This window comes from Flavihumibacter profundi (assembly GCF_020076305.1).
Lineage (GTDB): Bacteria > Bacteroidota > Bacteroidia > Chitinophagales > Chitinophagaceae > Flavihumibacter > Flavihumibacter profundi.
The window spans coordinates 1,479,194-1,502,407 of record NZ_JAIQXE010000001.1 but is presented as its reverse complement, the minus strand read 5'-3'; the positions used below and the strand labels follow the sequence as shown (position 1 = coordinate 1,502,407).

General features: G+C 43.6%; 21 protein-coding genes. 15 read left to right on the top strand and 6 right to left on the bottom strand.

Annotation, left to right across the window (positions count from 1 at the left end; genetic code table 11):
* Positions 1-18 precede the first annotated feature (18 nt).
* Genes LAQ65_RS06495 through LAQ65_RS06480 form a run of 4 tightly spaced genes read left to right on the top strand, consistent with a single transcriptional unit; the run spans position 19 to position 5,465 of the window.
* Positions 19-1,164 carry an amidohydrolase family protein gene (locus LAQ65_RS06495; RefSeq protein ID WP_224116135.1) on the top strand — a complete coding sequence of 382 codons (1,146 nt, stop codon included), beginning with the start codon at positions 19-21 and terminating at the stop codon, positions 1,162-1,164.
* Positions 1,165-1,183: 19 nt separating this feature from the next.
* On the top strand, positions 1,184-2,014 hold the full coding sequence (gene fdhD / locus LAQ65_RS06490) for a formate dehydrogenase accessory sulfurtransferase FdhD (RefSeq protein ID WP_224116134.1): 831 nt from the start codon (positions 1,184-1,186) through the stop codon (positions 2,012-2,014).
* A gap of 60 nt (positions 2,015-2,074) precedes the next feature.
* A complete protein-coding gene (locus LAQ65_RS06485; protein ID WP_224116133.1) occupies positions 2,075-4,381 on the top strand; it encodes an FdhF/YdeP family oxidoreductase in 2,307 nt (768 codons plus the stop codon).
* A 1-nt stretch (position 4,382) separates the two neighbouring features.
* On the top strand, positions 4,383-5,465 hold the full coding sequence (locus LAQ65_RS06480) for an SGNH/GDSL hydrolase family protein (protein ID WP_224116132.1): 1,083 nt from the start codon (positions 4,383-4,385) through the stop codon (positions 5,463-5,465).
* Between the two features lie 12 nt (positions 5,466-5,477).
* On the opposite strand, the gene LAQ65_RS06475 is transcribed toward LAQ65_RS06480, so the two are convergent.
* The 5 genes from LAQ65_RS06475 to LAQ65_RS06455 all read right to left on the bottom strand — a co-directional run bounded on the left by LAQ65_RS06475 (position 5,478) and on the right by LAQ65_RS06455 (position 10,919).
* Positions 5,478-6,917 (bottom strand): Gfo/Idh/MocA family protein, encoded by a 1,440-nt coding sequence (locus tag LAQ65_RS06475; RefSeq protein ID WP_224116131.1) that lies wholly within the window; start codon positions 6,915-6,917, stop codon positions 5,478-5,480.
* Between the two features lie 22 nt (positions 6,918-6,939).
* Complete coding sequence (locus LAQ65_RS06470; RefSeq protein ID WP_224116130.1) at positions 6,940-7,998, bottom strand: phosphotransferase enzyme family protein; 1,059 nt, start codon at positions 7,996-7,998, stop codon at positions 6,940-6,942.
* Positions 7,999-8,115: 117 nt separating this feature from the next.
* The gene (locus LAQ65_RS06465; protein WP_224116129.1) at positions 8,116-9,750 is read right to left on the bottom strand and encodes a tetratricopeptide repeat protein; all 1,635 of its coding nucleotides are present in this window, start codon (positions 9,748-9,750) and stop codon (positions 8,116-8,118) included.
* A gap of 45 nt (positions 9,751-9,795) precedes the next feature.
* Positions 9,796-10,314, bottom strand: coding sequence for an anti-sigma factor family protein (locus LAQ65_RS06460; protein ID WP_224116128.1), 519 nt, complete (start codon positions 10,312-10,314; stop codon positions 9,796-9,798).
* A 17-nt stretch (positions 10,315-10,331) separates the two neighbouring features.
* A complete protein-coding gene (locus tag LAQ65_RS06455; protein WP_224116127.1) occupies positions 10,332-10,919 on the bottom strand; it encodes an RNA polymerase sigma factor in 588 nt (195 codons plus the stop codon).
* 228 nt (positions 10,920-11,147) lie between these two features.
* On the opposite strand from LAQ65_RS06455, the gene LAQ65_RS06450 reads away from it, so the two are divergent.
* Entirely contained in the window at positions 11,148-11,504 is a 357-nt protein-coding gene (locus LAQ65_RS06450) for a DUF6249 domain-containing protein (protein ID WP_224116126.1), read from the top strand.
* Positions 11,505-11,588: 84 nt separating this feature from the next.
* On the opposite strand, the gene LAQ65_RS06445 is transcribed toward LAQ65_RS06450, so the two are convergent.
* On the bottom strand, positions 11,589-13,184 hold the full coding sequence (locus tag LAQ65_RS06445; protein WP_224116125.1) for a S41 family peptidase: 1,596 nt from the start codon (positions 13,182-13,184) through the stop codon (positions 11,589-11,591).
* 127 nt (positions 13,185-13,311) lie between these two features.
* Here LAQ65_RS06445 and LAQ65_RS06440 point away from each other — a divergent pair, with 127 nt between their 5' ends.
* The 10 genes from LAQ65_RS06440 (at position 13,312) to LAQ65_RS06395 (ending at position 23,210) form a co-directional block, all read left to right on the top strand.
* On the top strand, positions 13,312-14,151 hold the full coding sequence (locus tag LAQ65_RS06440; protein ID WP_224116124.1) for an N-acetylglucosamine kinase: 840 nt from the start codon (positions 13,312-13,314) through the stop codon (positions 14,149-14,151).
* 49 nt (positions 14,152-14,200) lie between these two features.
* A complete protein-coding gene (locus LAQ65_RS06435) occupies positions 14,201-15,013 on the top strand; it encodes an N-acetylmuramic acid 6-phosphate etherase (RefSeq protein WP_224116123.1) in 813 nt (270 codons plus the stop codon).
* 14 nt (positions 15,014-15,027) lie between these two features.
* A complete protein-coding gene (locus tag LAQ65_RS06430; protein ID WP_224116122.1) occupies positions 15,028-15,597 on the top strand; it encodes a hypothetical protein in 570 nt (189 codons plus the stop codon).
* Positions 15,598-15,812: 215 nt separating this feature from the next.
* Positions 15,813-16,640 carry a prephenate dehydratase gene (locus LAQ65_RS06425; protein ID WP_224116121.1) on the top strand — a complete coding sequence of 276 codons (828 nt, stop codon included), beginning with the start codon at positions 15,813-15,815 and terminating at the stop codon, positions 16,638-16,640.
* A complete protein-coding gene (locus tag LAQ65_RS06420; RefSeq protein ID WP_224116120.1) occupies positions 16,637-17,815 on the top strand; it encodes a pyridoxal phosphate-dependent aminotransferase in 1,179 nt (392 codons plus the stop codon). Before LAQ65_RS06425 ends, LAQ65_RS06420 begins: the two co-directional genes overlap by 4 nt.
* A 20-nt stretch (positions 17,816-17,835) precedes the next feature.
* Positions 17,836-18,684 carry a prephenate dehydrogenase gene (locus LAQ65_RS06415; protein ID WP_224116119.1) on the top strand — a complete coding sequence of 283 codons (849 nt, stop codon included), beginning with the start codon at positions 17,836-17,838 and terminating at the stop codon, positions 18,682-18,684.
* Positions 18,685-18,761: 77 nt separating this feature from the next.
* On the top strand, positions 18,762-19,853 hold the full coding sequence (locus tag LAQ65_RS06410) for a chorismate mutase (protein ID WP_224116118.1): 1,092 nt from the start codon (positions 18,762-18,764) through the stop codon (positions 19,851-19,853).
* Positions 19,854-19,872: 19 nt separating this feature from the next.
* Complete coding sequence (gene aroB / locus LAQ65_RS06405; protein ID WP_224116117.1) at positions 19,873-20,892, top strand: 3-dehydroquinate synthase; 1,020 nt, start codon at positions 19,873-19,875, stop codon at positions 20,890-20,892.
* Between the two features lie 16 nt (positions 20,893-20,908).
* On the top strand, positions 20,909-22,186 hold the full coding sequence (gene aroA, locus LAQ65_RS06400; protein WP_224116116.1) for a 3-phosphoshikimate 1-carboxyvinyltransferase: 1,278 nt from the start codon (positions 20,909-20,911) through the stop codon (positions 22,184-22,186).
* A 28-nt stretch (positions 22,187-22,214) separates the two neighbouring features.
* The gene (locus LAQ65_RS06395) at positions 22,215-23,210 is read left to right on the top strand and encodes a chorismate synthase (protein ID WP_224116115.1); all 996 of its coding nucleotides are present in this window, start codon (positions 22,215-22,217) and stop codon (positions 23,208-23,210) included.
* Positions 23,211-23,214 lie beyond the last annotated feature (4 nt).

Here is a 23,214-nt window from a genome sequence, read left to right as displayed (position 1 = left end):
AGAAATATACTGTTTCGAATGAAAATGAAACTGCAAGATAACCATAGCTATCACCAATTGTTCAAAAATTGGTTTAAAACAGCAGGGCAATTGTTGGTTCTGCTATTTTTTTTCATCCCCCCCTGCAAAAGCCAGTCTTCACCAATCGATTTTGAGAAGTATGATCCAAAATCCGGTTTAGTAGTGCCTGAGCACCTGTTGAGAAGGGCTAAATTTCCTTTTGTTGATGTGCATAACCACCAGGATGATATGTCTGCTTCAGCCCTGGAAAACCTCGTCAATGAAATGGACCAGCTTAATTTGCAGGTAATGGTTAACCTTAGCGGAGGAACAGGTAATTCCCTCAAAAAAATGACAACATCGGTAAAGAACAAATATCCCAATCGCTTTATAGTTTTTGCTAACCTTAATTTTAACGGCATTGGCAGCGATGACTGGACTGCCAATACAGTAAAGCAATTGGAAGAAGATGTGCGCAATGGCGCAAATGGCCTGAAAATATTCAAGAACCTCGGTTTTTCCGTTGTTGACCAGTATGGTAAAAGGGTAACTGTAGATGATCCTAGGCTTGATCCAATCTGGGATAAGTGCGCGGAATTAAAGATCCCGGTTTTGATCCATACAGCAGACCCAAGACAATTCTGGCAGCCGATGGATGAACAAAATGAACGCTTGCTGGAATTGCAGACCCATCCCGGCCGAAAAAAAAGCGACAATAATCCCGCACCCTGGCAAACCCTTGTTGATGAGCAACACAGGATGTTTAAAAATCATCCGAAAACTACATTTATTGCTGCCCACTTCGGATGGTATGCCAATGACCTCAAAAGCCTGGACAGCCTGCTGACCGATATGCCCAATGTATTAGTGGAATTTGGGGCGGTCATCGCAGAAATAGGCCGGCAGCCCAGGGCTGCTTCGGTTTTTTTTACGAAATACCAAAACAGGATACTGTTTGGTAAAGACAGCTGGGTGCCAGCAGAATATGCTACTTATTTCAGGGTGCTTGAAACAACCGATGAATATTTTCCCTACCACAAAAAATACCATGCTTTCTGGCGGATGTATGGACTCGGATTGAGTGATGAAATCCTGCGGAAAATTTATTATAAAAATGCTTTGCGTATCATTCCCAATATTGATTCCAGGCTATTCGATCAATAATTATTAAAATACAGGTATCATGAATAACCCTGCAATAAACCAGATTGCCATAAAAAAAGTGAGCAGGTCAGTTGTTACAGAAATGCCCGACCAACTGGCAGTAGAAGAACCTTTGGCAATACAATTGGTATACAGTTCTTCCCATGGAAGAATAAAAAAAAGTATTGCAGTAACCATGAGGACACCGGGTAATGACCTGGAACTGGCCTTGGGATTTTTATTCACTGAGGGTATTATTGAAGGCTTTGATCAGTTGGACTCTCTGCAGGTTAGCAAGTCAGATGAAAACCTGGTAATAGCTACTTTGAAAGAAAATGTAGTTCCGGTAATTGGCAGTACCTATCGCAATTTTTACAGTAGTTCCAGTTGTGGTATTTGCGGTAAAGCGAGCATAGATGCTATCTGGACAAATTTACCTATTAGGGAAACAGATGAAACATTCGGAGTCCCTGCCGAGCTTTTATACCAATTGCCCAATCAGTTACTGAATCACCAAACCGGCTTTGAACAAACGGGTGGTTTGCATGCCTGTGCATTGTTTGACAATAATGGAAAGCTATTGCATATAAGGGAAGATATCGGCAGACACAATGCACTGGACAAACTGATCGGCACAATTTTACCTGATAACCGGCACCTTTTGAAAAATTCAATTTTGTTACTTAGCGGCAGGGCTGGTTTTGAACTCATCCAAAAATCAGCAATGGCAGGAATACGGATGGTAGCTGCAATTGGTGCACCTTCCAGCCTTGCGGCAGAAATGGCTTTTGAATGCGGTATCACGCTCGTGGGATTCATGCGTAAGGATCGGTTTAATATCTATTGCGGAGGGCAAAGAATACAATTATAAAACTGGTGAAGACGTAGCGGCAGATCCCGAATTTTTTTGTATTACAAAAACAGGAAATCCATGAGTGAAATGATTAACAAAGAACCTGCGGCTGAAAATCCTGAAAAGTTTACGGGGATTAGACTTGGACCATTTAAAGAATCTGCTGGAGGGTTACCAGCAGTGCTGTCTTCCTTTAAGCATATAGTTGCTGAAGCAGGCTGGGTAAGGGGTTTAAAAGCCCTTGCCAGGGTAAACCAAAAGGATGGATTTGATTGTCCGGGTTGTGCCTGGCCAGATCCTGATGACGAAAGGAGTGGCATTGCCGAGTATTGCGAAAACGGCGCTAAGGCAGTTGCAGAGGAAGCCACTCTGAAAAGTATTGGTGCCGATTTTTTTGCAAACAATTCTGTACCTGAGCTGGCCCGGTTATCGGATTATGAAATTGGGAAAAAGGGAAGGATCACGGCGCCGATGTACCTGAAAGCTGGCGGACAAAATTATGAACCTATTAGTTGGGAGGCCGCTTTTCAGAAAATAGCCTGTTCACTCAATGAATTACAATCACCTGATGAAGCAATATTTTATACATCAGGCCGCACAAGCAACGAGGCAGCGTTTTTGTACCAGCTATTTGTTCGCCATTTTGGTACCAATAACCTGCCAGATTGCAGCAATATGTGTCATGAAAGCAGCGGGGTAGCACTTGGTGAATCATTAGGTATTGGGAAAGGTTCAGTAACCCTCAAGGACTTTGACCATGCAGAAGTGATCATCATTTTGGGACAAAATCCAGGAACCAACCATCCAAGGATGTTAACCTCCCTGCAGAAAGCCAAAAAGAATGGTGCAGTAATTGTTTCTATCAATCCATTACCGGAAAGTGGTTTAATTGGATTTAATCATCCGCAGCAGTTGAAAGGCCTGCTGGGACTAGGAACCACATTGTCTGATATTTTTTTACCAGTGAAGATAAACAGTGACATGCCATTGCTGCAGGCTATTGCACTATTACTTTTTGAGGAAGATGAAAAAGCGCCGGGTAAAGTGCTCGACCCCGTTTTTATTAGGGAAAATACAGATGGTTTTGAAGCCTATAAAAAACATATACAAAAGAAAAAACTCGCTGATCTTGCCCATTTGGCCGGAATACATGACGATGCGATCCGGGAATTGGTGCAGCTGATCCGGTATAAGAAAAAAATCATTGCCTGTTGGGCGATGGGGCTGACACAGCATAAGAATGCAGTTGATACTATAAAGGAAATCGTGAATATCTTATTACTAAAAGGCAGTATTGGTATTAAAGGTGGCGGTACCTGCCCGGTGCGCGGCCATAGTAATGTCCAGGGCGACCGAACGATGGGCATTTATGAAAAGCCATCCCGGGGTCTGCTTCAGGCAATTCGCCGGGAATTTCATTTTGATCCACCACAGGAACCAGGATTTGATGTTGTGGATAGTATCAAAGCGATGCATGGTGGATCTGCAAAAATCTTCATAGCATTAGGTGGCAACTTTCTCTCAGCCACGCCCGATACCGGATTTACCGCGGCGGCCTTAAGGAAATGCCGGCTAACTGTCCATATATCAACCAAGCTTAACCGAAGTCACCTTGTTCACGGTAACGAAGCGTTGATATTGCCTTGTCTTGGCAGGAGCGACCGCGACCAGGTAATGGGTACAGACCAGTTTGTTTCCTGTGAAAACTCAATGGGTGTGGTGCAACTCTCAAAAGGTTCACTGGCACCAGTTTCAGACCAATTGCTTAGTGAACCTCTAATTGTTGCAAGGCTCGCTAAAGCGGTACTTGGTGAACGTAGTAAAATCAACTGGGATAAGTTTATGGATGATTACGACCATATCAGGAATGCTATTGAAAAAACAATTCCTGGCTTTGACAATTATAACCAGAGAGTGCGGCAGCCGGGTGGTTTTTACTTGCCAAATTGTAACCGTGAAGGTCAGTTCGAAACACAAAGCAGGAAGGCAATTTTTAATATTGCCCGGTACCAGCCGGTTATCCTGGATGAAGGAGAACTAATAATGATGACTATACGAAGCCATGACCAGTTTAATACCACTATTTATGGGTTGGATGACCGTTACCGTGGTGTATACAATGAGCGCAGGGTAATATTCATGAACCCTGTTGATATGAAAATTCGCCACCTTGAAAATGGGGATATTGTTGATTTATATAATCACCATGATGGGGTTGAGCGGGTAGCCCGGCAATTTATCGTAGTTCCTTATGCAATCCCGGAAACTTGCGTGGCAACTTATTTCCCAGAAACAAATGTACTGGTGCCTATAACAAGTGTAGCCGAAAAAAGTAATACACCTGCATCGAAGACAGTAGTGATTAAAGTTGAAAAAAAATCATAAAATGAAGTCAAAACTACTTCTCATATTCTGCATAACTACCTTGCTTCCTGCATGGCACATAATCACTTTGGCGCGCAAAGAAAATATTCAATTTTTCCCTGCTACAGATAAACGTATCCGTTATACCGGAAGAATAGACTTCTCCAATCCGGATATGCCCAGGTTTTGGGCACCAGGAGTATATATTGAAATTGTTTTTGAAGGGCCAGCCTGTGAAATGGTTATAAACGATGAAGTGTTGTACGGCAGGCAGTACAATTATTTACAAATTCTGGTAGATGGCAAGACACTCACCAGGGTGCAGACAACTGGTAAACAGAATACCATCAAAATCGCTTCAGGGTTAGCTAAGGGCAATCATACAGCATTGATTTGTAAATGCACCGAATCTGGCGTCGGTTTTCTTGAATTGGTTGGTTTCAATTGCGCAGACTTAAAGCCTTTGCCACCTGCACATAAACTTAAAATGGAATTTATTGGAAACTCAATTACCTGTGGATCAGGTACTGATCAATCAGTTAAACCATGTGGACAAGGGGAGTGGTATGACCAGCAAAATGCATTTAATTCATATGGCCCGGTTGCTGCAAGGGTACTTAAAGCCCAGTGGCACCTGACCGCTGTTTCTGGTATAGGCCTAATTAAAAGTTGCTGTAATATGACGATAACAATGCCCCAGGTGTATGATAAAATAAATATGCGGGAAAATTCCGGACTTTGGGATCCTGGTAACTATCATCCTGATATAATTACTGTTTGCCTCGGCCAAAATGATGGCCTGCAGGATACAATTTTATTTCGGCAAAAATATATACTGTTTATCAGGCAGTTGAGAAAGGTTCATCCATCGGCAAAGATATTCTGTATTTCTAGCCCAATGGCAAATGAGGAACTTGCTGCTTACCAGCGCAAAAACCTTGGTGTGATTATAGCAGCATTACATTCGGAAGGAGATGGGAAGGTTTGGTCCTATTTTTTTACACAGCGCTACCATAAAGGTTGTGGTGACCACCCCGATCTGCAGGAACACCAGCAGATCGCTGATGAATTGGTGAAAGCCATTCAACAGCGATCTGCAGGGTGAGCTGCTATTTTTTTATTTGTTATTTGTTGCTGAGCTATTCCTGATTGTAGTTGTTCCGCCGCCATCTAGTGTTAGGTCAACCGGCTTGTTGGTTTTCCAGTTTCCCCTGGTGAAATCAGGAACGTCCATAGAGCGTGACCTGTTTTTTACTGAAGCTTCAGATAGTGGTGCAATTGAGCTCCAGAGCGCGGCATCGTATACGTTTTGGTCAAGAGGAAGGCCGTTGCGCAAGCAATCAATTAAACGCCAATCCATAATGAAATCCATTCCGCCATGTCCGCCAACACTTTTGGCTATGTTACCGATGTGTTTAACAATTGGTAATGTATATTTTTCTTCCAGGGATTTCATTTCTTCTGCAGAAGCCCATTCTTCCCCCAGTGCAATTCTGGCAGGTTCAGGCCATTTCTGGGCTATTCCCTTCGTTCCGCTTACAAGGTGGATGCGGGAATAGGGACGTGTTGAACTGACATCATGCTGCAAGAGCATAGTCTTGCCTTTCATGGTCCTGATAATGGTATTGTTCATATTGCCCCTGAAATGGGCTGTTGTAAATGGTTTAAAGAAATCATCTTTTGCAGCCAGTTCTTTTGCATGTGCCTGCATGGTGAAATCATTGGAAGACATGGAAACCAGATGGTCCATCTGGTCACCGCGATTGATATTAAGCACTTGTGCAATCGGGCCAAGACCGTGTGTCGGATATAGGTTGCCGTTACGCTTCGCATTTTCTTTCAGCCGCCACATGTCTGCATATCCTTTTTTGTCAAAGTTCAGGTTAACGAGGTTATGCAGGTAAGCGCCTTCGGTATGAACCAGTTCGCCAAAAACACCATTACGGGCCATATTCAGTGTAAGAAGCTCGAAAAAGTCATAACAGCAATTCTCGAGCATCATACAGTGTTTCCTTGTTTTCTCTGAGGTCTCTACAAGTTGCCAGCATTGGTCAATGGTAAGTGCAGCTGGTACTTCAGAAGCAGCATGTTTACCATGTTCCATTGCATAAACAGCAATGGGTGTGTGTAATGACCATGGAGTGGTTATGTAAATTAAATCGAGGTCATTACTCTCCGCCATTGCTTTCCATCCATTTTCACCTGTGTATTCCTTTGCTTTCGGAAGTCCTGCTTTTTCCAGTATCTTCTGGGCGGATGTAACCCTTTCTGGAAATTTATCGCAAAGCGCTTTAATTTCAACGCCTTCAATAAAACTCATTCTTTCCACTGCCCCTGGTCCGCGCATACCAAGACCAACAAAGCCGATGCGGACTTTATCCAATTTTGGTGCTGCAAACCCGCTCATGTTAAAATGTCCGGGTTGCTGGTTGCCTAGCCTTTTGTTATTTGCTTCACCATCAATTTCATTGCCTACTGCCCAGGCAGGCAATCCACTAACAATGGCACTTGTGCCGAGTGTTATATTCCTTAAGAAGTTTCTGCGGTTTGAACTCATGTTGTATTTTTTATATGGCTGTTTATGAAATATATTGATTCAGGATTTGAAGTAATTTTTCTTCCTTATCAAACAGTTTTTGTAAAAGGTCGATCTGGTTTATCGCCCTGTTATAATTATGTCCGGGATATTTCGCCCCATAATATATATCATTGTTAAAATGGTCGGCCAGGAAGCGAATCGCCTGCATATAAATCATGAATTTTCCGGCATAGACGAACGCTGCTTTCTCCGCTGGTGTTAGTACCTGCTTCATTTCCTGCAGATAGCCTTTAACAATGGCTGCAAAAATATCTTCCCTTATTTCATTTTTACTTAAGTCTGTTTCTTCCTCGCTGGCAGGCGATAAATAAGTCCGCAGCATATCTCCGGCATCACTTATATAATAACCTGGCATTACCGTATCGAGGTCTATTACGCACATGCCTTTGTTATTTTCGTCCAATAAGACATTATTGATCTTTGTGTCGTGATGCATTACCCTGATTTTAAATGAGGGGTTTTTACCGATTGCATCATATTCACGTACGATTTGCTCCTGATCCAGGATATATTGTACAGCTGTTTTTGCTGCCTGGATCCTTGTTTGATCACCATTAACCAATGACTCTGTGAATTGCTCGTATCTGAGTTTAAGGTTATGGAAATTGGGAATAGTATTGTGTAAGATTCGTGCATCCATTCCAGATAACAGGGCTGCGAATTTTCCAAACTGCCTTGCAGCCTCGAAGGCAACATCTGCCTGACTTACTACATTTTGGGTATGAGCGCCTTTGACAAATGGAACCAGGCGGAAATAACCTTCTCCTTCAAGGAAGGCAAGTTCTTTGTTCGAGATTGTTTTAATTGGCGTTACAAAAAGGTAATCCGGATAATGTTCATGCAGGTAATCGGCAATTTTTCTAACGTTTTCTGCAATGAACCTGGGCTCTTTAAAGACAGCCTGGTTTATTTTTTGTAAAATATATTCCGAATCTCCATTATATATACGCCATGTTGTATTGATAAGGCCAGAACCAAATGGTTCAAATTTCACATCTTCTGCTGAAATTCCAAATGCCGGTAGTATCGATCGTACCATTTCTTATTATGCTGTGGTGCTATTTTAACCGAACTTAAAACAAAACAGCCAGCAATCGGAATGCAACCGTTTGTTCAAAATTACGGAGTGAATGAACCAGGCTTGTTATTCTGAATTTTACTTCTTATTACAAGCGGTAAGGCCGTTTTTCGCATACAAATTACCGGGATTTTTTTTAAGATCAGTATTAAATACCAAACGGGCATTTTCAATTAGGCCAGCTTTCAGAAATGCCTCTCCAAGGAAGCGCCTCGCAGGTATTAACCAGTCTTTTGGTTCATTGTAAATCATGGCATCTTCCAAATCAACTGCAGTTGAATAAACATTAAAGGCATCTCCTGGCATTCCATTGGCTTCTGCAATCGCACCAGCAAGGATGGAACGTGCTACTAATCCGCCTGATTTTGGCGCATTCATTGCACCAATAGGTTCTGCCAGTAAGGTGTCTTTTAATAATTGGTCCATTTGTGCCAGACGCTGTGTCGCTTCCTTAACCTGGCCTTTCCTTGCATAAGCAACCCCCTTGGCGAAGTGCTGTAAAATCCTGGCGTAGGTTAATCGGTCGGCAAATTCCGGCTGAGCAAGAAGATCATCCCAATGACCAAAAGCCAGCATAGTCATTTCCGGTGTCAGGTATATATATTGGATATAATATCCAAGTTTAGGTATATCCATCCAATCTGGGGAAATACTTTGCCGGGTCTCCCTGGCCACTTTAAATGCATTTGAATAATTATCCAGCTGAATTGCACACGCAGCCTGCATATGCCGGTTATGGATTTCATATAAATCGGCTTTTTCCTCTACTGCAGGATAGAGTAATTTATATTGCGCATATTTTTGGACGGCTGAAGTGTTTACATCAATTCCCTTTTGGTAGTCACCTGTACGGACATAAATATGTGAAGGCATGTGTACCATATGCGATAAGGACGGTGCAAGGGAGCCAAGGCGGTTAGCACTATTAATTGCTCTTTCCGGGTTAGCTGAGGCTTCAATGGTATGGATATAATAATGGTTGGCACCTGGGTGATTGGGCTCGTTTCTTAGAATTTTTTCCAGCAGGCCAACAATTTCAGGAGTCCAGGCTTTGGGAGTACCATCATGATTCCAGAAATCCCAGGGATGCAGGAGCATCAAAGCATCTGCATAAATGGCGCCAACATCAGCATCATGATCAAATTGCGTGAATGCTCCCCTCATGGCGGCAGCATATTGTTCATTTAACACAGACTGCTGAATCGAACTATCCAGGCTATACCTGAGCTGTATCGCTTCAATCAATAATTTTTCTTTAGCTGATGCAGTTGATAAATGTGCAACTGCTTTTTGGGCAGCTGAATATGCTTCAACAGATGCTATATAGCCTATATCGTTGATATTGGGACCGAGGGCAAGTGCTTCACCCCAGTATAAGATGGCGGAATTCGGATCAAATTGCTGGGCTTTCCGAAAAGAGGGAACAGCTTCCACAATGTGAAAACCATAATATAGCCTGATCCCCTGGTTAAAATAGAACCGGGCACTATCATTTGTACTGGTAATTTTCCAATTCCATTTTCCAGTGCCTGGTAATGGAGTGATCCTGGCTGCCAACTTACCTATATCAAGGGTTTTCCAGTCTGGGGTGCAACTGATACGGGTTAATGATTTTTTTTGAATGGCCATCTGAAGGGCTTGCTGATCAATTCCAGGCAGCGGCTCTGTATAGGCAAGGAAGACAATGAAAGCCCATAGTAGGAGCATTTTCATGAAATGTCATTTTCCAAAAGATACCAAAAAAACGGTAAGATTGAATCAGGCATCTTCCTTTTTCCAATGCTTTCTTTGCTGCGCCAGGTAACGATCCAGTAACATCAATCCTAAAACAGTGTTTACAATCATGAAGGCATTCACATAGTTATTGTTGAAGACCTTGCTGGTATCAATTTTCGGGAGATTAAAGGGCAATGTATTGTTCACCGGAGCTACAGACCAATCGATTTGCCCGATGGCATAGATCAGAAAACCAACAATGAGCGTCAGGAAAAAACCGGCTATGCCATAAATGATTTTCTTATTTATATATGACCCGGTGGCAGGTGCAATCTGGTGACGGCCAATTTCTTCCATTACATTGCGGGTAAACCGCATGGATGGCTGGTCTATCTCAATATCCTGGTGCAGTGCTGCATTGAAAGACAACAATTCTTCATATTTCTTGCGCCATTCCGCATCAGCTGCAATCAAACCTTCAATGAAACTACGTTCATCGGCACCAGACAACCCGTCGATATATTCCCAGAGTTGTGTTTCCATGTTGTTATGCGCGTTCATATGTTGTTTTTTGGTAGTCAATAATGTGCCAGGTCTTTTACCTCCTGTGCAAAATATTTTTCCATTTTTTCTTTTAGCCTTTGCCTTGCACGGTGCAGTCTCACTTTAACTGCATTGGTCTCCTGGCCAAGCACTTGTGCAATTTCATCCAGGCTTTGCTCTCCTTTATAAAATAAGGTGATCACCTGTGCATCTTCGGGTGAAAGCATCTTTATGGCCTGGTTCACCATAGCAACCCTGGATTTCTGCTCAACCTGGTTAGCCCGCATACCCCCATCCATATTATCTGCCTGCGCGAAGACTTTTTCATTGTCCAGCGACTGCACATCCAGTTTGTTTTTCCGGAGAAAGGTTATACAGGTAGTAGTGGTAATCGTGTACAACCAGGTACTGAATTTACTTTCTCCCCTGAAATCCCCAAGGCTTCGGTAAGCTTTCACAAAAACATCCTGTGCCACTTCTTCTGCGTCTTCTCTGCTGGGCAGGTAGCGCAAAATGATCGTGAATACATAGTTCTGGTATTTGGTTACCAACTGGGCAAAAGCCTGTTGATCGCCTTTCCGAACCAGCTGGATAATATCGTTATCTGTAAGCCCCGTTTGCATGGCTTGGTATATGACGCGGTTTCTTTCTTCCTGGTTACAGGTAAATTCACCCGCCGGGTGAATTTACACCATTTTTTAGGTGTTGCTGTAACCTGGACAGATATGGCGTAGTCTTAGGTTGTAGATTCCATTACCGGAAAAAAATATCAGAAGGCTGTAACCTGGATCCGGAAACAGTAGTCTGATAAAACAGAACAAACAAGATTAAATAATAATAAAACAGATTTTATGCAAGGCGCAGAAATGTTAATCCCGATTTTAGTTCCACTCGGTTTTTTCACTATGGTTTTTGGTTTGGTGTATGTGAAAAGCCGTGAAAATATGGCTATGATTGAAAGAGGGATGAACCCTAAAGAATTCGCTAACCGTCCCGCTCCTTACCGCAACCTGAAAAACGGCCTGCTTTTCCTTGGAGCCGGAATCGGACTGGCCCTGGCTTATTTCATCACCCAGTATGTATTGCACGATGATGAAAACCCAGCCCTTTGGTTCGCGTTTATCGGTATCGGTGGCGGCCTCGGCCTTATTGGTTCCTACCGCATTGAAAAAAGAGAACTTCTCGATAAAAATCCGCAAGACAGTTAACCTGCCTTAACCTTATCCCTGGCTAAATGCCATAAGGGCGGTCTGCTTCAGACCGCCCTTTTTGGCATTTCCATACCATTTTTTCTAAGGATTTAATATTTTCAGGGCTTTCTGAACCACAATATCATGTGGATTCAATACCCGGTAATAACCCTCATTTCGCCAGCGATACCTGGCAAGTAAGCCTTTCATACGGTCCGATAAATAAGCTTTATCTGAATCGGGCATTCCCGCCAGCAGTACACTATCTTTTGCTGCAAAAGCTATAAAATCATTCCAGTCGTGGTCAGACCAATTAAATCCTGTGGAAAATGCGGCCGCATCCTTAAATGCATTCAACTGCCCGGTATGGGTTGTATAATATAAGTATGTGAAATTACTCAGGGTATTATTTTGAAATAGGGCAACGAGGGATTTCAGGCCAGTGGTAGTATCTGCAGCGATAAATACATCGGGCATAATCCCCCCGCCGCCATACACGGTTTTACCAGCATTTGTTTTATACGCCTTTCCATTGGCCACTTTATTGCTGTCGGCGTTAACCAGTTCGCCATGATGGTACCTGTTTACTATGTCGTTATCATAATCATCTATCCCTTTATCATAAGGCTTCTGGATACTTCTGCCTGAAGGGGTAAAATACCTTGCAACAGTTAAGCGCAAGGCAGAACCGTCACTCAGGTTATATTGTTCCTGAACCAGCCCCTTACCGAAACTCCTGCGGCCAATAATTTCAGCACGGTCCCAGTCTTGCAGGGCGCCGGCCAGTACTTCACTGGCTGATGCAGATTGTTCATCGAGTAGTAATATAAGTTTGCCTTTCTCGAACAGCCCTTTCCTGCGCGCACGGTATTCTATCCGGGGACTATTGTTACCTTCTGTATACACAATGAGTTTATCGCCATCCAGGAATTCATCGGCAATATCAATGGCTTCACCCAAAATACCACCTCCATTTCCGCGAAGATCAAGTATCAACGATTGCATACCAAGTCCCTGCAACTGTTCCAGGCTGGCCATAAATTCCTCATAGGTATTTTCAGAAAATTTATTAAGTCGCATATAACCCGTTCCGGGAGCGATCAGGTATCCGGCTTCGAGAGATGGAATTGGAATGATACCCCGCTGTATCCTTGCTTCGAGCACCCGGCCATTGCGTAAAAGGGTCGTATTTACTGTTGATCCGCCAGGGCCACGCAGTAACTTCCTGATCCCATCAGAACTGATCTTACCTGTTACAACACTATCGCCTACTTTCAAAAATTTATCGCCTACCATCAGTCCTGCTTTTTCACTTGGGCCACCCGGAAGTACACTCAAAACATTAACAGTATCCTGGAATATCTGGAATTCTATGCCAATGCCCTGGAAATTTCCCTGTAAAACCTCATTTACGTCACCAAGCTGGTTAGCCGGGATAAAGCTGGAATGCGGATCAAGTTTTGAAAGCATGCCCTGGATCGCCTCATTGCCCAAAGTATCACTGTCTACTTTATCAACATATTTCAACATTACCAGATCCAATACTTCCTGGATAGGGGACCGCTTTTGGGAAAACTTAAACATACTGCCAACAGCCTGGGTATTACTGCGCAACCTGTAACCCAGCACCATTCCAATAATCATCATCACTGAAAATAATAGGGGTAACCAAAGTTTTAATTTACTTTTCTCGTTCATATCTTCAATTCGGATTGCAAATTACGAAATTGATACCATCAGTCTGTAAGCCTGTTTTATAGCTGTACATTATTAACCGTAGTTTGTGAACATAGTTTTATTTTCGTTTTATTATTAATGAATCAATATGGCCATCCTAATAGCCGATAGCGGATCAACAAAGTGCGAATGGTGTGTGGTGGACAAGGGCAAGATCAAAAAAACTGTTTTTACTCTTGGAATTAGTCCTTATTTCCTGGACAGCCAGCAAATTGAAGAGCTGGTTCGCAGGGACCTCTATCCGGGAATCCACAGGTTTAAGATAGACGCAATATTCTTTTATGGTACAGGATGTAAATCCATTGAAAACCGGAAAATGATCCAGAAATCCCTGCAAAGGATATTTCCTGTTATTGATATTGTTGTAGATATCGACCTGCTCGGCGCTGCAAGAGCAGTTTGCCTCGACCAGAAAGGCATCGCCTGCATTTTGGGAACCGGCAGTAATTCCTGCTATTTTAACGGGAAGAAAATTGTGAAGAATAGCCCGGGCTTGGGTTACGTACTAGGCGATGAAGGCAGCGGGTCCTATCTTGGTAAAAAAGTAATCCAATACTACCTTTATAAGACCTTTGATGAGGAACTGAAATTCCGGTTTGAAGATAAATATAAAATGAACGAAGTCGACATACTCGACCACGTATATAAGCAACCCCTGCCTAATCGTTTCCTGGCTGGTTTTGCTCTTTTCCTGGCTGAAAACCGGGGTCACTTTATGGTGGAGAATATCATAGAAGACGGACTGAATGATTTCTTTTTTCACCATATATGCAAATACAATGAAAGCTGGAAGCTGCCTATCCACTTTGTTGGTGGGGTAGCCTTTGGATTCAGGGATGTGATCCTCGAACTCTGTTCATCTTATGAACTGGAAGCCGGCACTATTTTGCAACATCCCATGGAGGGATTAGTCAAATACCATTCCTGATTGCCGGCAATTATTCCCCGGAATAAATGGAACTACGAATATTTCACCCATGCCTGAATTTGTAAGCTTTTCTGAACAAGACAGTCATTATCACAATCTGGAGGAAATGTCAGTTATGGATTGCTTAACTGCCATGAATAAGGAAGATCATGTGGTTCCCCAGGCGGTTGCAAAAGCCATTCCCCAAATTGAAAAGCTGGTTAATGTTGTCACAGACCGATTGCTGGCCGGTGGACGCCTTTTTTATATCGGCGCAGGAACCAGTGGCCGGTTGGGTATTTTGGATGCCAGTGAAATTCCGCCCACCTTTGGCATGCCATACGGCATAGTCATTGGCCTTATTGCGGGGGGAACCGAAGCGATCCAGAAACCGGTTGAAAATGCAGAAGACGATTTTAAACAAGGCTGGCTTGACCTTCAGGCATATGGGGTGAGTGAAAAAGATATTGTAATCGGGATTGCCGCCAGTGGTACTACTCCTTATGTAATAGGTGCTTTGCAGCAGTGCCAAAAAAACAGCATTGTTACGGGATCAATTTCCTGTAATCCAAATTCACCGCTAAGCGCTGTTGCTGATTTTCCCATCGAAGTGATAGTGGGACCTGAATTTGTAACTGGCAGTACCCGGATGAAAAGTGGTACAGCCCAGAAACTTGTGCTTAATATGATTTCCACCTGCACAATGATCCAGATAGGCAGGGTGGAAGATAATAAAATGGTAAACATGCAACTCACAAATGAGAAATTGCTGGATCGCGGAACCAAAATGCTTATGAAACAACTTTCACTTGATGACTACCAGAAAGCGAGGGATCTCCTGCTTAAATGGGGCAGCGTTAAAAAAGCAGCGGAAAGGCAGTAAATTGCCTGCAGGATATGCACGAAATCGAACCATTTTATAATTGGCGGCACATATACATCAGCGAAGAGGACGAACGCTCACCTTTCTATGGCCGCAACTATTCTGAATTTGAATATTCGCAAACTATATACAACTATTATATACATCCGCAATGGGATGAATTTGGTTCCAGGACACTATACCTGAAAGTGATAATGGCCGATTATGAAGAAAGATATGCTATCATTGAATTGCTGGGCGAATGGAATGATGCTATTGAAAATGATATAATGAGCCTGAAAAGGGACGTTATTGATAAATTCCAGGCCGAAGGCATTTACAAATTCATTTTTATTGCTGAAAATGTATTGAATTTTCACAGCGGAGACCGCGATTATTATGAAGAATGGTATGAAGAAATGATTGAAAATAATGGCTGGACAGTACTGATAAATATGCCTGTACAGACCCAATATGATTTCAGGAAAGCTAAATTGAACCGTTATCTGGAATTGGTGGAACTCAGCAACTGGCGTACGTTTAAACCCTTTCACCTTTTTAAAAAAATAGATGAGGAACAGCGGAAACGCTTGCCCTCGCAGTGAAAAACTAACAATTGTAAGGAAAAAAACTTTTTTTCATTTGATTTCATTCGTTATTTTTACAACATGATTCAACCCAATTCTTTTGGCCGATTTTATTTTTACTTCTACTTTTTTACAGGCAGAAGGCCGGCGATGCTTTGTGTAGGATCAACAAAATAAGATCATCAACAACTAACATAAAGAGTCCCGGCAAAAAGCCGGGACTCTTGTTTTTTATGGCAACAAGAGTATCAATACAAGGTTATGAAGGCAGTTTCCACCAGGTGGCTGCCCAGCAATTCTTCGGCAGGCAGGTGGAAGTTATCCCCTGCGATACATTTAGGGAAGTGGTAAAGATTGCTGCCAACAAAAGGGAAAGTGAAGGTGGTGTAATGGCCATTGAAAATTCCATTGCCGGCAGCATACTCCCGAATTACAACCTGCTGCAGAAAAGCAACCTGCGCGTGGTAGGGGAAGTTTACCTCCAAATCAAACAAAACCTACTGGTGAACCCGGGAGTATCGTTTGAAGATATCAGGGAAGTTCATTCCCACCCTATGGCTATCCTGCAATGCATTGATTTTCTTGAAAAATATGATTGGAAACTGGTAGAAACCGAGGACACTGCACTCAGTGCGAAAATCATCCACCAGAAAAGGCACAGGCATGCTGCTGCCATTGCCAGCAAATTAGCTGCTGAATTGTTTGAACTGGATGTACTTGCACCGAATATCCATACCATGAAGAATAATTATACACGCTTCCTGGTGTTAATGCGGCCTGAAAATACAAGCGTTATTGCCGATGCTAATAAAGCTTCGGTGAATTTCCATACCGATCATTCAAGGGGGAGCCTGGCGCGTGTACTTAGCCAAATTGCAGAAGGAGGCATCAACCTGAGTAAGCTTCAGAGTTTTCCTATCCCGGGAAGTGACTGGGAATACAGTTTTCACGCTGATATGGAATTTGATAATATTGAGCAATTTAATACCATCATCGAGGCAATCCGTCCCATGACCGTTGCCTTGCAGGTGTATGGCATTTATAAAAACGGCAGAATATGACCATAGCAACCGCCAATCGTTTGAATGGAATTGGTGAATACTATTTTTCACAAAAACTACGCGAAATTGATACCCTCAATAAGGCAGGCAAAGCCATTATAAACCTGGGTATCGGCAGCCCCGACCTTCCCCCGCACCCCGATGTGGTTAAGGTTTTACAGGAAGAGGCTGCGAAACCTAACGTACATGCCTACCAGAATTATAAGGGATCGCCGGTATTGCGCAAGGCAATGAGCGATTGGTATTCAACCTGGTATGGCGTTCAGCTTGATCCTGAATCTGAGATACTTCCACTTATTGGAAGCAAGGAAGGTATCATGCATATTTGTATGACTTACCTCAATGAAGGCGATGAAGTGCTGATTCCCAATCCGGGATACCCAACTTACAGCAGTGCGGTAAAACTTGCAGGAGGTAAGGCAGTTCCGTATGAAATGGTTGAAACCCTGAACTGGGAACCCGACCTTGATGCTATAGCTGCACAAGATTTGTCGAAAGTTAAACTGATGTGGGTAAACTACCCGCATATGCCCACCGGGCAGTTACCTTCCAGGCGATTTTTTGAAAGATTGGTTGCATTTGGCCGGCAACATAATATTCTGATCTGTCATGATAATCCATACAGTTTCATTTTAAATGAACATCCGGTAAGCCTTTTGGCTGTGCCTGGTGCAAAGGAAGTGGTGGTTGAATTGAATTCACTCAGCAAGAGCCATAATATGGCCGGCTGGCGCGTAGGTATGCTGGCTGGAGCAAAGGAAAGGATTGATGAGATCATCCGGTTCAAAAGCAATATGGACAGTGGTATGTTTTTGCCGGTTCAACTCGCCGCTGCCAGGGCACTGCAATTAGGTACTGACTGGTATAAAAGTGTTAATGCCATTTATGCCCGCCGCCGGGACCTGGTGTATTCTTTGCTGGATATGCTCGATTGCACGTATAACAGGCAGCAGGTGGGTATGTTCGTTTGGGCGAAAATTCCTTCTGCTTATGCAGATGGGTATGCGCTGAGTGATGCCATTTTGTATAATAACAATGTTTTCATTACGCCAGGCGGCATATTTGGAAGCGCAGGAAACGGGTTTATCAGGGTTAGCCTTTGTAGTCCGGAGGAAAAACTGCAACAGGCAATTGATCGTATACGGGTATCCATTCCTGTTGCTATTAACAGTTAATGTTTAGTGGATTTAATACTATGGAAAGGAAAAAAATAACCATTGTCGGTGTAGGCTTAATAGGAGGGTCGCTGGCCTTGCAACTCAATGAAAAGGGCATGGCTGCCGGGATAATCGGTGTTGAGAGTAATGCAGAGCATGCAGCAAAAGCCCTGGAACTTGGATTAATAGATGAAATTTTGCCACTTGAAGAAGCTATTGCACAAAGTGAAGCGATTGTGTTGGCAATACCCGTTGATAAAATGATCACCATTTTGCCGAAAGTACTGGATCGTGTGAACCATCAGATTGTATTTGATGCCGGATCAACAAAATCCCAGCTGGTTAACGTGGTTGCCGGCCACCCCAAAAGAGGGCGTTATGTGGCTACACATCCTATGTGGGGTACTGAGTACAGTGGTCCTGAAGCTGCGGTAAAATCAGCTTTTGAAAATAAGGCGGTAGTTATCTGTAATGCGGGTGAAAGTGATGCTGATGCAGTGGAATGGGTTAGGCAGGTATACCGGAAAATTGGAATGCACCTGCTGGAAATGGAAGCCGTGGCGCATGATTTGCATGCAGCTTATGTGAGTCATATTTCCCACATCACATCATTCGCATTGGCGAATACTGTATTAGAGAAGGAACGGGAAGACCAGGCAATTTTCGAACTGGCCAGTGCGGGTTTTGAAAGTACGGTAAGGCTGGCCAAAAGTAATCCGGCCATGTGGGTACCCATCTTTATGCAAAACCGCGATAACGTGCTGGATGTATTAAATGAGCACATTACGCAGCTCCGGAAATTCAAATCATGCCTTGAAAAGGAAAATTATGAATACCTGCAGGAATTGATTGAAAACGCAAATAAGATCAGGAGGATATTAGGCTGAATTGTGAATCAGGAGTCCCTGCATACCATCGGCGGCTTACTACCCAACAAAAAAAGTAACTTTACAATTTACATATCATGCAAGCAACAGCAACAAAAACAATGAAAGAAATCACCCAGGAGGCCTGGGCTAAACGTCCTTTAATTATTTCCGGACCATGCAGTGCCGAAACCGAAGAGCAGGTTATTGAAACCGCTCAGCGGCTGGCAAAAACCGGGAAAGTAGATGTACTTAGGGCCGGTATCTGGAAACCCCGCACACGGCCGGGTTCATTTGAAGGTATCGGTACAAAAGGCCTGCCCTGGTTACAGCAGGCAAGGAAACTGACCGGTTTGCCTGTAGCGGTAGAAGTAGCCACAGCTAAGCAGGTTGAAGATGCGCTCCATTTTGATGTAGATATTCTGTGGATTGGTGCAAGAACTACAGTTAACCCTTTCAGTGTTCAGGAAGTGGCAGATGCCCTTAAAGGTGCCGATGTTCCGGTACTCATAAAGAACCCGATAAATCCTGACCTTGAATTATGGTTGGGTGCGGTAGAACGTGTTGCAAAAGCAGGTATCAAACAAATTGGACTTATTCACCGTGGATTTTCATCCTATGGTAATACAGAATACAGGAATGCTCCAATGTGGCACCTTGCTATCGAAATGAAACGCCGTAATCCTGAATTGATGATCATTAACGATCCATCTCATATTTGCGGACGCCGCGATATTCTGCAGGATGTAATGCAAAAAGCGATCGACCTTGATTTTGACGGACTGATGATCGAAAGCCATATTGACCCGGATAACGCATGGAGTGACGCCAAGCAGCAGGTTACCCCCGAAAAACTGGCAGAAATGCTTGATGCTATTACCTGGAGAAGGGAAGATGTGGATTCTGATGCTTATCATGCAGCGCTGGAAAAATTGCGCCAGCAAATCAATCACCTCGATGATGAACTGATGCAGATTTTGGGTCAGCGAATGAAAGTTGCTGAACAAATCGGCTCTTACAAGAAGAATAACAATATCACCATTTTGCAAACCAATCGCTGGAATGAAATCCTTGAGCGCGCATTTTTGAAAGGTGATAAACTTGGATTGAGCAAAGAATTCATCACCAAGTATTTTGATGCTGTGCATATGGAAAGTATCAACCACCAGAACAAAATAATGAACAGTTAAGCCCAATACCCTGAAATTCATGGAAACAAAAAAGATCAGGATTGGACATGCTGTTACAGAGTATTATTTCAATGCGTCTTTGTCGAATCTCAGCCAGGTAGCAGATAAGAAATATTCTATCGTCATTACCGACGATCATATTTTTTCATTGTATCAAAAGCAATTAAAAGGATGGAATACAATTGTACTAAAGCCAGGTGAGGAATACAAAAGCCAACAAACCGCAGATGCAGTAATTGATACGCTGATAGAAATGGAGGCTGACCGGAAAACCACGCTGATTGGTATCGGCGGCGGTGTGATCACAGACCTTACCGGGTATATCGGTGCAGTGTACATGCGGGGTATCAGGGTTGGTTTTGTGCCAACCAGCCTGCTGGCAATGGTTGATGCTTCCATTGGAGGCAAAAACGGGGTCGATGTAGGTGTTTACAAGAACCTGGTCGGTATTATCAGGCAACCTTCTTTTTTGCTTTTTGACGCAGGGGTATTGAAAACTTTGCCTGAAACCGAATGGCAGAATGGCTTTGCAGAAATCATCAAGCACGCCTGTATTAAAGATGCGGCAATGTTCCGCCAGTTGGCCACCCACGATATAGATTGGTACAAGGTAAAGAAAAAAGAACTCGCAGCTTTAATACGCCGGAACGCCCTGCTTAAAACTAAGGTTGTTCAGGTTGATGAAACTGAGCAAGGTGACCGCAAACTGCTTAATTTTGGTCATACACTGGGACATGCCCTGGAGAACCAGTTTGAATTGTCCCACGGACAGGCAGTAGCTATCGGCATGACATATGCAGCACACTTATCGGAAACAATCCTTGGTTTTAAAGGTGCTGAAAAAGTAGTGGATGTTATTAGCCAGTACCAACTTCCAACATATGCACGTTTCAATAGCAGCAAGGTTTTCGACGTTTTGAAACACGATAAAAAAAGGGAGAGGGATAGCCTTCACTATATCCTGCTGCAAAAAATCGGGAAAGGCATAGTGCATACCCTTCCGCTGGAGCAGGTTAAAAAAATCATCGAACAATTATAATGTTTCTACCTCAGTTATGATCGCAACAATTAAACCATCTGTATTGCATGGGGAAATATATGCACCAGCATCGAAGAGTTCAATGCAAAGGGCCTGTGCCGCAGCACTTGCTGCCGGCGGTACAACCATGGTGATAAATCCGGGCCATTCCAATGATGACAAAGCTGCACTGGGTGTCATACATGCCCTCGGCGCTACTGTAAAAGAGGAAGCCCGGCAACTTATAATCAGTAGTTCCGGTATTCATGCCCGTGAGCATACCGTTAATTGCGGGGAAAGCGGCTTAGGCATCAGGATGTTTACGCCACTAGTGGCAATGAATGAAGAGGAGATCACCATTACAGGGGAAGGCAGCCTTGTAACGAGGCCAATGGACTTTTTTGACGAAGTACTGCCCCAACTTGGGGTTTCCGTGAAAACCAGGGAAGGCCGCCTGCCCCTGGTAGTAAAGGGTCCACTGCAGCCTCGCGATATTACTATTGATGGTTCTTTAAGTTCACAATTCCTTACCGGAATCCTTATGGCTTATGCAGCATCCGGAGCTAAAAATGTTACTGTTAAAGTGACCAACCTGAAAAGCAAACCTTATGTAGACCTTACCCTTGCAGTAATGAAAGCTTTCGGTTTGCCAGTTCCGGAAAACATGAATTATGAAGCTTTTTATTTTGTTGGAAGTTCTTATATCCCGGATGCAGCAAAACACCGGGAATATACTGTAGAAGGTGATTGGAGCGGTGCAGCATTTTTATTGGTGGCTGGCGCGATTTCTGGCAATATCATTATTCACGGCCTGGATGTTTTCTCAACACAGGCCGATAAAGCCATATTGAACGCATTGATCAGTTGTGGTGCAGGAATTAGTATTGAAGCCAACCAGATTGCCCTCAGGCCAATGCCCCTTAAAGGATTTGAATTCGACGCGACCGATTGTCCCGATCTTTTTCCCCCGCTGGTTGCCCTTGCGGCTTATTGTTCCGGAACCACAGTTATTAAAGGTGTAACAAGGCTGGCACACAAAGAAAGTAACAGGGCCATAACCCTTCAGGAAGAATTCGGGAAAATGGGGGTTCCTGTTGAATTGCAGGATGATCTTATGATTATCAGGGGTGGAAACGGAGTTAAAGGTGCCCGGTTGTATTCGCACCACGACCACCGGATTGCCATGGCTGGTGCTGTGGCAGCTTTGAATGCCACCGGACCCATGTCTATTGATGCAGCAGAAGCTATTAATAAATCATATCCAAACTTTTTTGATCACCTTGCACAATTGGGAGCATACGTTCAGTACGTTTAACCATAGCTGTGAAAAGTAATATTAACCAATGAACGCATTTGGAAAATTATTCAGGGTTACAATAGTAGGCGAATCTCATGGACCCGCAGTGGGTGTAGTGCTGGATGGTGTTCCTGCTGGTCTGACCCTTGATGCAGCAGATTTTGTGGAGGATATTGAAAGAAGAAAGGGTGGCGTACAAAAAGGTACAACACCCCGAAAAGAAGACGATATCCCTGTTTTTCAAACCGGGTTGTTCAATGGTCGCGCAACAGGCGCGCCCATGACTATTTATTTTGAAAATAAGAATACCCGTTCCGGCGACTACGAAAAACAAAGGGCAGTTCCCCGTCCCGGGCATGCGGATTTTGTTGCCCACCAAAAATTTGGAGGATTTGAAGACTTCAGGGGCGGTGGCCATTTCAGCGGACGGTTAACCGTTGGGTTAGTGGCAGCCGGTGTTGTGGCAAAGAAAATCCTGAAAGGAATATCAGTTTCGGCAAACATCCTGGAAATTGGCGGCGAGGCGGATATTGAGAAAGGGTTACAGAAAGCCATTGATGCCAAGGATTCCATAGGTGGTATTGTTGAATGCAGGGTGAATGGATTGCCCGCCTCCCTGGGGGAGCCCTTCTTCGATTCGGTTGAATCTTTGATCAGTCATGCCGTTTTTGCTATTCCGGCTGTTCGGGGTATTGAATTTGGCACTGGTTTCCAGGCTGCAAAAATGTTCGGTGTTGACCATAATGATTCCATTGAAGACAACTCAGGTAAAACCCGTACCAACCATGCCGGTGGGGTGGTAGGGGGTATAACCAATGGAAATGAACTAGTATTCCGTATTGCCATTAAACCCACTTCTTCAACGCCAAAGGACCAGGTTACCTTAAACTGGGAAACCGGTGAACAGGAAGTGTTTTCTGTAAAAGGACGCCATGACCTTTGTATTGCCTTACGCGTTCCGGTTGTACTTGAAGCGGTAACAGCTATGGTCCTGGCTGACCTGATGATGCTGGTAAACAGGGTGCCAAGGGTAATGAAATAATAAC